The organism is Acinetobacter lwoffii, from assembly GCF_052078135.1.
Classification (GTDB): domain Bacteria; phylum Pseudomonadota; class Gammaproteobacteria; order Pseudomonadales; family Moraxellaceae; genus Acinetobacter; species Acinetobacter lwoffii_Z.
In genome coordinates this window covers 1-14266 of the sequence record NZ_JBQGUZ010000008.1, presented here as the reverse complement: position 1 = coordinate 14266, position 14266 = coordinate 1, and the positions used below count along the sequence as shown (strand labels likewise).

Genomic DNA, 14266 nt, shown 5'->3' with positions numbered 1-14266 from the left:
CAAGCATTTTTGCGAATCATAGCACCGCATTAAAAGTTTTTCTGCAAATCAATTGTTTCAGCTTGGCACAGCTGGTTTTTTTCGCTATTATCCTCGGCCTATGGTGAGGTGTCCGAGTGGCTGAAGGAGCACGCCTGGAAAGTGTGTAAACGTTTATAGCGTTTCGAGGGTTCGAATCCCTCTCTCACCGCCAGAATTTAAAAACCCGAATCACATGATTCGGGTTTTTTATATTTAATTTTATCCATCATCTGATTAGCAAAAAAATTATCTGCTTAGATCTTAAAATATTATTATCAATCACCTTATGCAAATCATTGAATTGATATCAAGCCTCGTTCATAAAAATCTTTTGCAACACAACAATTACGCTCAATTCTATTTTTAAAAATCTTCATTTTTCATCAGCCAGAAAACTGATGAATTGTGCAGTTTCTGTACGCCATTCATTTCAGGTTTTTATTTATATGTTCAAACAAAAAAACTGGCACAGAAATAGCTTAATTTTATTGTCATCAAAGCTATGTTATGTTGCTTATAAATCAACTAAAAGGAGAATAAAAACCACAGGATAGAAAGAAATAACCAAGTGAACCGGGCCATTCAAATTTGAAGTAAAAAATAGATACACTGCTATTCGGAGAGCGAACATGAATAACAGCGCAAACTATGCCAAACAGATTAAAAATGCAAAACGTGGCGGTTATACCCCGACCATTGCCAAGGACATCAATAAACATAAAATTCAAAAAGCATTGAGACTCATCGAACAATGGAGAAGCCTCGCTCAAGAACTCAAACCTCAAATGCAGTTTGATATGGCCTTTACTTTAGAGGAATGTGCACAAGAATTAGATCGCATCCTAAAAAACAGATAAACCGTATAACTGACTCATATCCATAGCAAATCCTATGCTTTCACCCTCGCCCATATCTGCACATATGGGCCATTTCTTTGCACATAATCAAAAACAGAACTTTTCATCCATCCGGTCAAAATAAACAAATCCTGCCGAAACTGATTGAACGGTTATTTTTTGGCTTGCGTGGCCAAAAAAAATCTGTAAAATGCACTCCACCATGCCGGCATAGCTCAGTTGGTAGAGCAACTGACTTGTAATCAGTAGGTCCACAGTTCGAATCCGTGTGCCGGCACCATATCTTAGCCTCGCTTTTTAGTGAGGCTTTGATGTTTCTGGGTTTTGGTATTTTCAGCTGAGTCTTCTTGCACTTTCTAGTGCTTCGATTGTGCCGTCACTTGCACATATCTCACAATCCCTTCCTGATATAATTTTCGGCATAGTTTCGCTGTCATCTGAATTTTAAAATGATCCAGTTTTGAACCTTGAGCCTGATCATCTGATGCTTTTGAATTCAAAGTTTTTTGCACGTAATCCGCAAAGCCGGAAAATACCGGCTCGGACAGATCCTGAATCTGGATATTTTTAAATTCAAAACGATCCAGACAGGCATATAATGCACCCACTGTCATTAAATCTTTTAAATTCACATCAGCAGATTTCAATAAAAACTGATATTTACGCCGTTGTAATGCATTTAAATTTTCCCAACGCTCGGACAAAACCAGATGATGAAAACCAATCCGCGCATTTGAATTTAAAACACTGCGGACCTGCTCCAAGAATACAGGCACAGGGCTGTGATAAGCCGCATCCAGGCACAACACCACATCAAAACGCTGGGAAAATGGCAATTCTTTTAAACGCAAAAATGACGCCTGATAAATGGCATTCAGTTCTGGTAAATATTGCTGAATATTGGCCACACAGGCAGCCTGCAGCTCAACCCCGGCCAGATATTGCACCTGATAATGTTGCTGCCAGTGCAGCAAGCTGGCGCCCTGACCGCAGCCTAAATCCAGCAGTTTATCTTTTGAATTTAAATTTACAGTTTGCGCAAGGTGATCGGCCAGCATACGACAGGCAGCCGCATAATCCTGCTGACCTGCTTGCCAATACCCTAAATTGCTCCAGGGCAATTGCGCGTGATCGCCCAACACAGCGGCATCAATCGCATACTTGTGCTGGGGAAGACGCTGACGCAGTGCCTGAAGCCATTGCATGGATTAATAACCCAGTTGCGGTGCAACCTCGACCACAGGTTTTAAACCCTGAAATGGTAAAGGTGCACCAAAAATTTCCGCAATTTTCATCGCTGAGGTCACTGCCGATTCCAGAATTGGCAAACCGTCACATGACCATGAACCGCAGAAGAAGACTTTACGATTGGCATCCAGATGACGTTGCTGCAATTCCTTATTCAGTGCCACGGTATTGGCATCGACCACTGCACGCGTTAGCATCACCGATTTGATCACTTTTTTCGGATCAATCTCGGTTACCGGACGCCAGGTCTGAAATACGGCCGACTTGCCGACCAGAGAAGGTTCAATCGAGTTAAGCCACACGGTAAATTGCTGACGAGTAAATTTACGGTCCATCATATAGCTGAGTACGGCCCAGTCTTTACGTTTTGGCGGCATTACGCTGGCATCGGTATGCATCACCAGTTCGCCTTGTTCGAATTTGAATTTCTTCAATAATTCAATTTCACTGGCGAATTGTACCGGATCCAGGAACTCCTCAATTTTGGTGGTCGGTGTCGCGACAATCACCCGGTCAAACAGTTTTGAATAACCGGCCGCATTTTCAACTTTGACCTGATCGCCCTGCTCTTGTACCAGTGTAATTGCTGAACCGTCTTCAATTTGAATGCCTTCAATCAGCTTATCGACCAACGCTGGTGTACCGCCTTGCAGACGCAGTAACGCATCGCCATCGGTTAATTGACGCAGAAAAATTAACAACGGTTTAGCTGGCCATTCACCAATGGTTTTCGGATTGCAGGTACAGATGGTATATAGCACCGGCATCACCGCACCGTGCCAGAACACTTCTTCAATCTCGTTACGATTGATAAATTCTGCCAGGCTGATGTCCTGATTTTTCGATTTAAAGAATTTGGTCAATGCAACTTTTAACTGCAACAGGCCTTTGACCAGACGCCAGCCATATTGTTGCAGGCCTTTCCGGTTATTGATGATCGGGATATTGCCAATTCGGCTACGCGATGTGGTCAGCCAGGTTTCAGTTTTATCTTCAAATAACCAGCTGCAGGCCATATAGGTCCGCACCGGATAAGTTTTAATGCCCAGATGTGTGGCTAGACTCAGGGTGTTTTTCCACAGATAGGGGTTCATCACACGTAAAGGTGCGTCAATCAGGCCCCCTTCAAATTCAAGGCTATGACTGTCCATGCCGCGACCTGGAAGTGCTTCAAAAATCGTGATGTGATGCCCTGCGTCCTGGAGAATTCTGGCTGTAGCCAGTCCGGCCATGCCACTACCAATTACTGCGATATCCAAACTGATCATCCGTCATTGAAAAACTACAGAAATTATGTACCATGCGCCAATCAAACAGGTTATTAAAATCTTCCAGAATATATATTTTTCGTAAAGGCCTTTTTGTTCAATTTCACCTGCTTTTTATTCATTTTTTTGCAGCAGTTAAAATTCCATCAAATATAGGATTTTATTTATATTTTTATTTAAAAGATAAAAAAATTACTTTAAAAACAAATAATTTAATTAACCATTTTTATAATCCTTGGTTGACAAAAACTTTTAAAATACCTATGATTCGCAGCATAAGAAAACCATAAATTCATCCGGTTCCATTCAGATGCGTTTATGCGAAAATTGTTTAAAACGACAAGAAACTACAGCGCCTTATAAAATAAAAGCCTCTGCGAAAGCAGAGGCTTCTTTGTTTTCAGGCCTGGTTGATCATGCAGCATGGTATTGAGCTTACTTTATTGCCTCTCATAAGCCGCTTAAAAAGCATAGAGTGCAATTCCTCAATCCTCATGTTGTTCTCAAATAGAAATCAAATGGCATGATTTTTTTGTCTAGAATTCATAAATCTCTAAACTAAAAAAATAAAAAATCCAGCAACTTATGCTGGATTTTTTGCTTCAAAGAACTAGGTTTGAATTAGATTTTACCCACCAGGTCGATTGACGGCGCTAGTGTAGCCTCGCCTTCTTTCCATTTTGCTGGACAAACTTCACCTGGGTGCGCATGTACATATTGTGCAGCTTTCACTTTACGAAGAAGCTCTTGTGCATCACGGCCAATACCACCCGCGTTGATTTCAATGATCTGGATTTTACCTTCTGGATCAATCACGAAAGTACCACGATCTGCCAGACCTTCAGCTTCAATCAATACTTCGAAGTTTTTAGACAAAGTCCAGGTTGGATCACCAATCAATGGATACTGGATTTTACCAATCACGTCAGAGGTATCATGCCAAGCTTTATGGGTGAAATGAGTATCGGTAGACACGCCATAGATTTCTACACCCATTTTCTGGAATTCAGCATACTGATCAGCAAGATCGCCTAATTCAGTTGGACAAACAAAGGTGAAATCTGCAGGATAGAAAAACACCACTGACCATTTTCCTTTCAGGTCTTGCTCAGAAACTTCGATGAACTGACCATTGTGGTAAGCAGTTGCATTGAATGATTTGATTTCAGTATTGATTAAACTCATGAGATATTTCCTCTGGCTTATTTCTGGGATTGCTTATCTTGTGAAGCTAGAATACGAAAAATTTCAAAATAGGTAAAACCGCAAGTTTTTATAAAAATGATCGCTTTTTTAGATCATTAATTTCTATTAGTATTGTTAATCTCATTTATTTTCTCGATGCAGAGTTGTGCTGATCAAAAGCAAGATAATGCTTTAACACTTATGATTCTTCTAATAAGTCGGGCTTTATGCAAACTCAATACCAATCTTCAAGACATAAAAAACCCACCGCATTCAGGTGGGTTTTAATGATGATTTACCGTTCTAATAGATCAAAATGGAAGGTCATCATCTAGATCTGCTGCAGGTGCTGCTGTTGGAGCAGGTGCAGATTTTGGCGCAAAACCACTCGGATTATTGTTGCCATAACCGCCGCCCTGGTTGTTGCTAAAACCGCCTTGCTGTGGCGCTGAACCATAACCTGATTGCGGGTTATTGCCATAACCACCCTGGTTGTTGTTCGCCTGATTATTGTTATTAAAGCGTGGCTGGTTAAAGCTGCTCTCGCCCTGATCATTTTGAGGACGGCTAGAGTCTAACATCTGCATTTGTTCACCACGAATTTCCGTCGTATAGCGCTCCTGACCATTCTGGTCAGTCCACTGACGGGTACGTAATGAACCTTCAATATATACTTTTGAGCCTTTACGAAGATATTGCTGTGCAATTTCACCTAAACGGTTATGCAACACGATACGGTGCCATTCCGTTTGTTCTTTACGTTCACCGGTACTTTTATCTGTCCACGAATCGCTGGTTGCGATCGAGAATTGAGTGAGAGAGCCACCATTTGCAAAAGTTTTGGTTTCCGGATCTTTACCCAAAGTACCCACTAAAATAACTTTATTTACACCACGCATTTGCCGTTTACTTCCTATATATTTCTGTATTTTACTTTATAAGAGTTATGCTTAAATGGCTACCTCTTTACCCAACAAGTGCGTTAATTGTTGTCGCGAAGCATCATCAATCTGCTGTTTATCGACTTTTACATAGGCAACTTGCTGTTCAGACATCACCACGACCTCTTCAATACCACGAATCGCCAAAAGCTGAGAAGTCCATTCGTCAGTTTGTCTGCTTTCCGGCAAACGCAACACCAGCGATGACAGATAGCGTGGCTGAGCCAGCCCAAAACTCATCAGTAGCCAAACCATCGCGATCCCTGTCAGGATACTCCAGCCCATCGAGGTATTGTTCAGCAGTAATAATTGTCCGCCAATCATACCGCCAAAGAAAGCCCCTAAAAACTGGCTGCTGGCATTCACGCCCATTGCCGTCGCTTTGGACTGGATCGGTGCCGCTTTCGACAACCAAGACGGCAACAGGGCTTCCATCACATTAAAAGCAATGAAGAACAACCCTAAACCAATCAGCAAGACATATTTGGATTCAAAACCAAATGCCATCACCATTAAACCCAGAATAATACCGGTAATGGCCACCAGAAAAATCGCCCGCATTTTGTGGTATTTTTCTGCCAGGATAATACTCGGAAAAGCAAAAAACAGGCTCAGTACCAACAGCGGCAAATATACCCAGCCATGACTGGAAAGTGGCAGATCAGCAAATTCGATCAGCTGTGAAGGCACATAGATAAACATGGCGGTGAGCAATAAATGCAGGGTAAAGACCGACACATGCAGACGATTCAGATCCCCGATTTTGATTACCTGTTTCAACTGTGCCAGATAGCCCTGCTGAAAGTTTTTATGATGCCGCGTGACTTTCGGCACCATCAACAGCATGGCAATCGCCGCCAGGCCCATCACCGTGGTGACCCAGAACAACCCAGAGATGCCCACCAGACCCGTTAGCCAAGGCCCCAGACTAAAGGCCACCACAAAGGACAGGCCGATACTCATGCCCATCATTGCCATGGCTTTCATACGGTTTTCTTCACGGGTGACATCTGCCAGCAGTGCCATCACCACAGCCGATACCGCACCACCGCCAGCGATTGCACGGCCGATAATCACGCCATAAATGGTGTCCGACATGGCCGCAATCGCACCGCCCAGCGCAAATAATAGCAGCCCTAAAACCACCAGTGGCTTACGGCTGTAACGATCCGCAATCAGGCTGAATGGAATCTGTAACAGTGCCTGGGTCAGACCATAGACCCCGACCGCCAAACCGATCAGTGCAGGCGTCGCATATTGATATGCCTGCCCTGCCACAGAAAACACCGGGATAATCATAAACAACCCCAGCATGCGCAGTGCAAAAATACTGCTCAGGGCAAAGGTTGAACGACGTTCTAAAGCATTCATCATAAATTATGGCGATTGGGTTAATTAATCTGGAGCCCAGATTATAGGACATTCAGCTCATTAATAAGACATGAATTTTATTTGAAATAAAGATGATGCCAATCTAAAAACAAAAAAAGCGCAGCCGGAGCTACGCTTTCATTCAGGGACAGTGCTTTATTTGTCTAAAGCTGCCTGACGTTTCTTGTACTGAATCGAGGCGAATACTGCCCAGACAATAAAAGCCACACCGATCAGACCGGTCACCACTTCTGGTACATGCAGACCGGTTCCGCTGGCAATCATAATGAAAGCCAGTGCACCGATGGCATAATGCGCACCATGTTCCAGGTAGATATAGGCATCCAATGTGCCCTGCTCAACCAGATAAATCGTCATTGAACGGACAAAGATCGCACCAATTGCCAGACCCAGCATGATGATGACCACGTCTGAGGTAATCGCAAAGGCACCGATCACGCCATCAAAACTGAAAGAGGCATCCAGGACTTCTAGATAGAGGAAACCACCAATACCGGCTTTCACTACACCCGTCGGTACGCCATTTTCATCATGACGAACTGCATTGCCATTTTCATCCACTTCAGGTTCACCACCGAGCATATGACTCAGCACCTGCACCCCGATATAAATCACAATACCCCAGATTCCGGCCATGGTCACGACCAGACGCTTGGCTTCATCGACATTGGCTGCCATGATTAACAAGGCCACCAGTGCAATAAAGACCGACATCGCCGGAACACTGGCCAGGTTGGATAAACGGCGTTCTACTCGTCTGAACCAGTGGGTATCCTTTTCTTCATCCAGGAAGAAGTTCAGGAATACCATCAACAGGAAAGCACCACCAAAAGCAGCAATCTCAGGATGATGTGCCATTAAACGTGCTGAATATTCTTTCGGATCATTCAGGGCCAGACGTACCACTTCCATAAAGCCCAGGTCTGCAGTCACTGCAACAATGACCACTGGGAAGATCAAACGCATCCCGAAAACTGCAATCAGAATACCGACTGTCAGGAACAGCATTTTCCAAAAATGATCCCAACCCCGTAGGACTGAGGCATTAACAACCGCGTTATCAAAGGACAACGACACTTCCATAATCGCTAAAATAGCGGTGATGGTTAGCGCTGTGAGCATGGTTTGCAGGCCTGCGTCAGGACCATGGGTATAACCCCAATACGCAGACAAACCAAGACACACGATCGAAAATGCAATCGAGAAACCAAAATGTTTCAACATACACAACGACCTTGGATAAATTAAATAAATGTATGGCTGCGAAAGAGCAGCAATACGAATAGGAAAAGTTAAGCTAATTATGAAACTTTTAGCGCATAAACCAAAGCACTTCCTGAGCCGTTTTATCTTATTTTCTGTTTTTAAAATTTGCCGATCTTTTAAACAGCCCGATCTTTGCTATAGTGCCGCATGGTTTAACTTGAACTGCGAAGGATTTTCAGCATGAGTTTTTCACAAGAGGTATGGCAACGTAATCTCACACTTTATCAGAAGACCCTGGCCCTGCCCTTTAATCAGCAACTGGCACAAGGTACTTTAAGCCGTGAAGCCTTTAGTCATTATGTGATTCAGGATGCGCATTATTTACTGGCCTATGGCCGTGCACTGGCCGTGTGTGCCGCCAAAGCTTTTGAAGCGGACGATGTAATCCAGTTTGCCGAGGCAGCCAAAATTGCGATTGTGGTGGAACGTAGCCTGCATGATGGCTTTATGCAAGATTTTGGCATTAGCAAAGAGCAATTTGAGCAGACACCGTTGACGCTGGCATGTCATCACTATACTTCTTATCTGACTTCGACCGCCTGGTCAGAAAGCTACCCGGTGGTGCTAGCCTCGTTGCTGCCTTGTTTCTGGATTTATGCCGAAGTTGGTAAAGATATTGTCGACAACTCTGCGCTGAATAATCCGTATCAGGCTTGGGTGAACACCTATTCAGGAGAAGAATTCCACACTGCGGTGCGGAATGTGATTGCGACCGTTGACCGTGTTGCGGCACGTGTCGATGCCGATACACTAGAAAAAATGCATGCAGCTTATACCCATGCTGCCCGTCTGGAATGGTTGTTCTGGGACAGTGCCTTTGAGCAACGCCAGTGGCCTGGTCTGGATGAATAAGACGGACGAATAAAAAAAGCCCTGTTTAAGACAGGGCTTTTTGGTTATAGCCGTTTAAAAAAATTTCTACTGTCATAAACCGATCATAAAAACGGCTTAGTCTGAAAAAAACAAGGATAGAACGGGCCACTACGCTAGACCTAGCTATAAGCCCAAAATTGCCGCACAATAATTGAGAATAATTACCAATTAAAGAAATCAATCCCGGAAAGAGGCAGACGATATGGACACTTTAGGCACCGAAGCGATTCGGGCATTTTTTACCCTGCAATGTTGCTGGCTCAATAATGAAGAAATCTATTTGGAACAAGGCTGTCCAGATTGTAGCTCGGCAGCGACTTATCTGATTTACCATACCAACACGCATATCCAGAAACATCTGCTGAAATTTATTGAAAAGTATCGCTGTCATCAGGCGCGACGTAACGATTTGCTCGACCTGGATTTTTTCCAAAAAGACTATGAGGATTTTTTGCATATTCTGGAAAATGAAGTGAATTTTTATGCACGTCTGCATCATGATGTGCCACGTGACCGCTGCTTTGAAGAGATTGAATCTATCTTTGAACGCCACTATGCAATGGCTTATTAGCTATTAGCCTTGTACATGATCATTGTGAATATTTAGACAATCGACTACTGCGTTTGTTAATGTTGTGATGAATTGACCAATCACCGACATAACTTGACGTTTAAAATACTTTTATTTGCACTTGAACATTTTTCATCCGGTATCATATAAGGGTTTTTGATGAATATTCTAGGATCCTTGCATGAGCCAAAGCCACATCCGTATTCGAGGCGCACGTACCCATAACCTGAAAAATGTGAACCTTGATATACCACGCGACAAGTTTGTGGTGATTACGGGACTGTCTGGTTCAGGTAAGTCCTCGCTTGCCTTTGATACCTTATATGCCGAAGGTCAGCGCCGTTATGTGGAATCGCTGTCTGCCTATGCCCGCCAGTTCCTTTCCCAGATGGAAAAACCGGAAGTGGATTCGATTGAGGGCTTGAGTCCAGCCATCGCCATCGAGCAGAAATCTACCAGCCATAACCCACGTTCTACCGTGGGAACCATTACCGAAATTTATGACTATTTACGTCTACTGTATGCGCGTGTCGGTACACCGTTCTGTCCTGAACATGACCTGCCGATGGTGGCACAAACAGTCACTGAAATGGTTGATGCAGTCAAAGCACTGGAAGAAGGCACTGCGCTGTTATTGTTAGCACCGGTCGTGCGCGAACGTAAGGGCGAATATACAGCGCTGTTTGAACAGCTACAAAGTCAGGGTTTTGTCCGCGCCCGAGTGGATGGCGAGATCATGGAAATTGATCCACCACCTGAGCTGGATAAAAAGAAAAAACATACCATTGAAGTGGTGGTCGACCGCTTTAAGGTTCGTGATGATCTGGGTAACCGTATTGCAGAAAGTTTTGAAACCGCGCTACGTCTCGGTGGTGATATCGCGATTTTATCCTGGATGAAGGGCGAGCATAACGATCGTGTGTTTTCAGCCAAACACTCCTGCCCGGAATGTGACCGTGCAGTGGCTGAACTGGAACCACGCCTGTTTTCATTCAACAATCCTTTTGGTGCCTGTCCGGTCTGTGATGGTCTAGGGACCCGCAGCCATTTCAGTGCCGACAAACTGATTCCCAATCCTGAAGTCAGCGTTAGCCAAGGCGCGATTCGTGGCTGGGACCGTCAGCGTCCTTACTATTACAGCATGATCCAGAAAGTCGCCGAGCATTTTGGTTTTTCGCTAGAAACGCCGTGGAATGAACTGGATGCCGATACCAAGAAAAAATTTCTGTACGGCACCGGCAAAGAAAAAATTGATCTGAGCTATATCGATGAGCGTGGTCGTCGCCATAATCGGGTCATTCCTTTTGAAGGAATTTTGCCGCATCTGGAACGCCGTTATCGTGAAACTGAAAGTAATTATGTCCGTGATGATCTGGCGCAATATTTATCCAATGCTGCCTGTGATGCCTGTGATGGTTCACGTCTAAATGAAATTTCGCGTAATGTGAAAATTCTGGACAAGACCATTGCCGATATTACCCGTATGTCGATTGGCGATGCTGAAAGCTATTATCAAGACATTCATCTGGAAGGTGCCCGTGGAGAAATTGCCGACAAGATTTTCAAGGAAATCCGTGAACGTCTGCACTTTCTGGTTTCGGTCGGCCTGAATTATCTCAGCCTGTCCCGTTCTGCCGAAACTTTATCTGGTGGTGAAGCGCAGCGAATCCGTCTGGCATCACAGATCGGTGCCGGTTTGATGGGCGTCATGTATGTGCTGGATGAGCCGTCAATTGGTCTGCATCAGCGTGATAACGACCGTCTGCTGCACACCCTGATCCGTCTGCGTGATCTGGGCAATACCGTGCTGGTGGTCGAGCATGATGAAGATGCGATTCGTGCCGCCGATCATATTATTGATATCGGTCCGGGTGCCGGTGTGCATGGTGGGCATGTGATTGCCGAAGGAACGTATGATGAAATTCTGGCCAATCCGGACTCGCTGACCGGAAAATATTTATCCGGAAAATTAAAAATTGAAGTGCCGAAAAAACGGATTCAACCGCCTAAGCCTAAAGAACAGATCAAGCTAATGGGAGCATCCGGGCATAACCTGAAAAAAGTCGATCTGACCATTCCTTTAGGTATTATGACCTGTGTTACCGGGGTGTCCGGTTCAGGTAAATCGACCTTGATTAACCGGACTTTGTTACCTTTGGCGGCGACCCAGCTCAATGGTGCCACCACTTTAACTTCGGAAAAGTTTGAATCGATTGATGGTTTACAGTTCCTCGACAAAGTGGTGGATATTGACCAGAGTCCGATTGGACGTACCCCGCGTTCCAATCCGGCGACTTATACCGGCCTATTTACCCCGATTCGTGAACTGTTTTCACAGACGCAAGAAGCCAAGGCACGCGGTTATGCTGCCGGTCGTTTCTCGTTTAACGTGAAAGGTGGCCGCTGTGAAGCCTGTGAAGGTGACGGCATGATCAAGGTAGCGATGCACTTCCTACCGGATATGTATGTGCCATGTGATGCCTGTCATGGCAAACGCTATAATCGTGAAACGCTGGAAGTAAACTATAAGGGCAAGAATATTTCCGATGTCTTGCAGATGACCGTTGAAGATGCCATGCATTTCTTCGATGCGATTCCGGTGATTCACCGTCGTCTGGAAACATTACATCAGGTCGGTTTGGGCTATATACGTCTGGGTCAGTCTGCGACCACTCTTTCTGGTGGTGAAGCACAGCGTGTCAAACTGGCACGTGAACTGGCCAAACGCGATACTGGTCAAACCCTATATATTCTGGATGAACCGACCACGGGTCTGCATTTCCATGATATTGCCAAACTGCTGGATATCCTGCATCAGCTCCGTGACAAGGGTAATACCATCGTGGTGATTGAGCATAATCTGGACGTAATTAAAACTGCCGACTGGGTGGTGGATTTAGGCCCTGAAGGTGGTTCGGGTGGTGGTATGATTGTTGCGGAAGGTACGCCTGAACAGGTCGTGAAAGTCAAAGCTTCACATACGGGTAAATTCTTGAAGCCGTTGTTGAAATAAAAATCTCCTCCTAGCCTCCTCTTTGATAAAGAGGGGGCATTCCCTCCTTTCGCAAAGGAGGGTTAAGGTGGATTAAAAAAATAAATCTATTCTTAAATTTGTTTGAGGGGGAACAAAATGCGATTTTCTGAAAGATATGGTTATAAGCCCGTACGTGACATTATTCAAAAAGAAAGTATAGATGATGCTTTAAAAAATGGTTTGTGGAGTGTTTTTCATAGCTATATTTGGAATCGGATTGAACATGGACATAATCAAAGCTCTTTTACCCGTAATTCAAATATATACTCGTTAGTAGAATCTTATTGGCTTAATCTTTTTAAAAACCCTACAGATACCATCCCTCAATGGACATCTGATTCTTTAAAAATAATTAGAGATTACTTTTTTAATTGTGCATGGCACGAAATTTATAGCTTGATTGAAGAAACAATTAAGCACTACCCCTATCAAAGAGTAAGTAATAAAGATTCATTTATAACTAATATCAACAATATGCTAGAGCGTGAAAATAGTGCTTACCGAATTATAAATGACGAAATCATTCCAATAACTTCCGAACAAGAAATTCAATCCATCGAAACTGCTTTAGAAAATACAAATCAATATTTAGGTGTTCAACAACATTTAAATCAAGCTTTAAAACTGATGTCAGATCGTCAAAAGCCTGACTATCGAAATTCGATTAAAGAATCTGTTTCGGCATTAGAAGGTATGTGTCAAAAAATATTAAAGAAGGACAAAGTAACTTTAGGTGATGCAATTGGTCAAATTGAAAAACAATATCCAATACATCCTGCATTAAAAGCCAGTATTAAATCTTTATATGGTTATACATCCGATGCAGATGGTATTCGCCATGCAATGTTAGACGAATCAAATCTTTCTTATATCGATGCAAAATTTATGCTTGTTGCCTGCACAAATTTTATTAACTATCTGATCGACAAAACCAGAGATCATCCAAATTAGATCACATGACTGGCGACATGGATGTCGCCCGTTCGACTGTGCTAAAGGGACTTAGCATCAGTCGAACAAATGCATTTTGCTACTTTTGTGCAGTTCAAAAGTAGAGAAAACAGTCTTTTGAACTAAACCTCTGCCACCGCATTACGTCCTTTGGCCTTTGCTGCAAACAAAGCATCATCTGCATTTGACAATAAAGCCATCCAGGACACGGCACCAATGGCAACCCCAATACTGACCGAAATCTGAATCTCGTCTCCTGCTGCAGTCACAATATGACGCTCAGCCACTTCAGCCCGAATGTTATCGGCCACAATCAATGCCTGCTGCATCTGGATATTTTCAATCAGCACCAGAAATTCATCGCCCCCATAACGGACCAGCAAATCTGTAGCACGGACATTGGCCTTTAAACGCTCGGCCACCAGCTGAATCACCTGATCGCCAATAATATGCCCATATTGATCATTCACCTGTTTAAAATGATCAATATCAATAATCATCAAACAGGTTTGGCTCAATTGACCCGGCTGATTTTCCATAAAACGAATCTCTGTACACGACAAATTTCACAGAACCCTTATCCTATCAGGATTCTGCTTTCTTAAAATTGCCAAAATTTCCTTAAACTCTTCTTTTTTCCCAAAACCAATTAAACGCTG

13 protein-coding genes and 2 tRNA genes are annotated in these 14266 nt (G+C 43.7%); 8 read left to right on the top strand and 7 right to left on the bottom strand.

Annotation, left to right across the window (positions count from 1 at the left end):
* The first annotated feature begins 102 nt into the window (after positions 1 to 102).
* The 3 genes from ACTL4S_RS06985 to ACTL4S_RS06975 all read left to right on the top strand — a co-directional run bounded on the left by ACTL4S_RS06985 (position 103) and on the right by ACTL4S_RS06975 (position 1158).
* Positions 103 to 193 (top strand) — tRNA-Ser (locus tag ACTL4S_RS06985).
* Positions 194 to 650: 457 nt separating this feature from the next.
* The gene (locus ACTL4S_RS06980) at positions 651 to 878 is read left to right on the top strand and encodes a hypothetical protein (protein ID WP_004647282.1); all 228 of its coding nucleotides are present in this window, start codon (positions 651 to 653) and stop codon (positions 876 to 878) included.
* A gap of 204 nt (positions 879 to 1082) precedes the next feature.
* Positions 1083 to 1158: transfer RNA gene (locus ACTL4S_RS06975), tRNA-Thr, on the top strand.
* 76 nt (positions 1159 to 1234) lie between these two features.
* Here ACTL4S_RS06975 and ACTL4S_RS06970 read toward each other — a convergent pair.
* Both ACTL4S_RS06970 and ACTL4S_RS06965 read right to left on the bottom strand, forming a co-directional pair.
* The gene (locus ACTL4S_RS06970) at positions 1235 to 2083 is read right to left on the bottom strand and encodes an SAM-dependent methyltransferase (protein ID WP_005108114.1); all 849 of its coding nucleotides are present in this window, start codon (positions 2081 to 2083) and stop codon (positions 1235 to 1237) included.
* Between the two features lie 3 nt (positions 2084 to 2086).
* The gene (locus ACTL4S_RS06965) at positions 2087 to 3394 is read right to left on the bottom strand and encodes an FAD-dependent oxidoreductase (protein ID WP_441299021.1); all 1308 of its coding nucleotides are present in this window, start codon (positions 3392 to 3394) and stop codon (positions 2087 to 2089) included.
* Positions 3395 to 3426: 32 nt separating this feature from the next.
* Between ACTL4S_RS06965 and ACTL4S_RS06960 the strand changes: the two genes are divergently transcribed.
* A complete protein-coding gene (locus ACTL4S_RS06960) occupies positions 3427 to 3684 on the top strand; it encodes a hypothetical protein (protein WP_143115410.1) in 258 nt (85 codons plus the stop codon).
* 331 nt (positions 3685 to 4015) lie between these two features.
* On the opposite strand, the gene ahpC is transcribed toward ACTL4S_RS06960, so the two are convergent.
* From ahpC to ACTL4S_RS06940, 4 genes are all read right to left on the bottom strand, one after another.
* A complete protein-coding gene (ahpC, locus tag ACTL4S_RS06955) occupies positions 4016 to 4579 on the bottom strand; it encodes an alkyl hydroperoxide reductase subunit C (protein WP_005105379.1) in 564 nt (187 codons plus the stop codon).
* Between the two features lie 311 nt (positions 4580 to 4890).
* Complete coding sequence (gene ssb / locus ACTL4S_RS06950) at positions 4891 to 5478, bottom strand: single-stranded DNA-binding protein (protein WP_005245776.1); 588 nt, start codon at positions 5476 to 5478, stop codon at positions 4891 to 4893.
* Positions 5479 to 5529: 51 nt separating this feature from the next.
* Positions 5530 to 6894 carry an MFS transporter gene (locus tag ACTL4S_RS06945; protein ID WP_180087131.1) on the bottom strand — a complete coding sequence of 455 codons (1365 nt, stop codon included), beginning with the start codon at positions 6892 to 6894 and terminating at the stop codon, positions 5530 to 5532.
* 153 nt (positions 6895 to 7047) lie between these two features.
* A complete protein-coding gene (locus tag ACTL4S_RS06940) occupies positions 7048 to 8136 on the bottom strand; it encodes a DUF475 domain-containing protein (protein WP_311204035.1) in 1089 nt (362 codons plus the stop codon).
* Between the two features lie 222 nt (positions 8137 to 8358).
* Between ACTL4S_RS06940 and tenA the strand changes: the two genes are divergently transcribed.
* From tenA to ACTL4S_RS06920, 4 genes are all read left to right on the top strand, one after another.
* Complete coding sequence (gene tenA / locus ACTL4S_RS06935; RefSeq protein ID WP_441299020.1) at positions 8359 to 9030, top strand: thiaminase II; 672 nt, start codon at positions 8359 to 8361, stop codon at positions 9028 to 9030.
* A gap of 223 nt (positions 9031 to 9253) precedes the next feature.
* Positions 9254 to 9622, top strand: coding sequence for a hypothetical protein (locus ACTL4S_RS06930; RefSeq protein WP_441299019.1), 369 nt, complete (start codon positions 9254 to 9256; stop codon positions 9620 to 9622).
* A gap of 181 nt (positions 9623 to 9803) precedes the next feature.
* Positions 9804 to 12635, top strand: coding sequence for an excinuclease ABC subunit UvrA (gene uvrA, locus ACTL4S_RS06925; protein ID WP_441299018.1), 2832 nt, complete (start codon positions 9804 to 9806; stop codon positions 12633 to 12635).
* Positions 12636 to 12752: 117 nt separating this feature from the next.
* Positions 12753 to 13607, top strand: a complete 855-nt coding sequence (locus ACTL4S_RS06920) for an AbiJ-NTD4 domain-containing protein (RefSeq protein ID WP_431437429.1) — start codon at positions 12753 to 12755, stop codon at positions 13605 to 13607.
* A 122-nt stretch (positions 13608 to 13729) separates the two neighbouring features.
* On the opposite strand, the gene ACTL4S_RS06915 is transcribed toward ACTL4S_RS06920, so the two are convergent.
* Positions 13730 to 14146, bottom strand: coding sequence for a GGDEF domain-containing protein (locus ACTL4S_RS06915; RefSeq protein ID WP_441299017.1), 417 nt, complete (start codon positions 14144 to 14146; stop codon positions 13730 to 13732).
* Between the last annotated feature and the right edge of the window lie 120 nt (positions 14147 to 14266).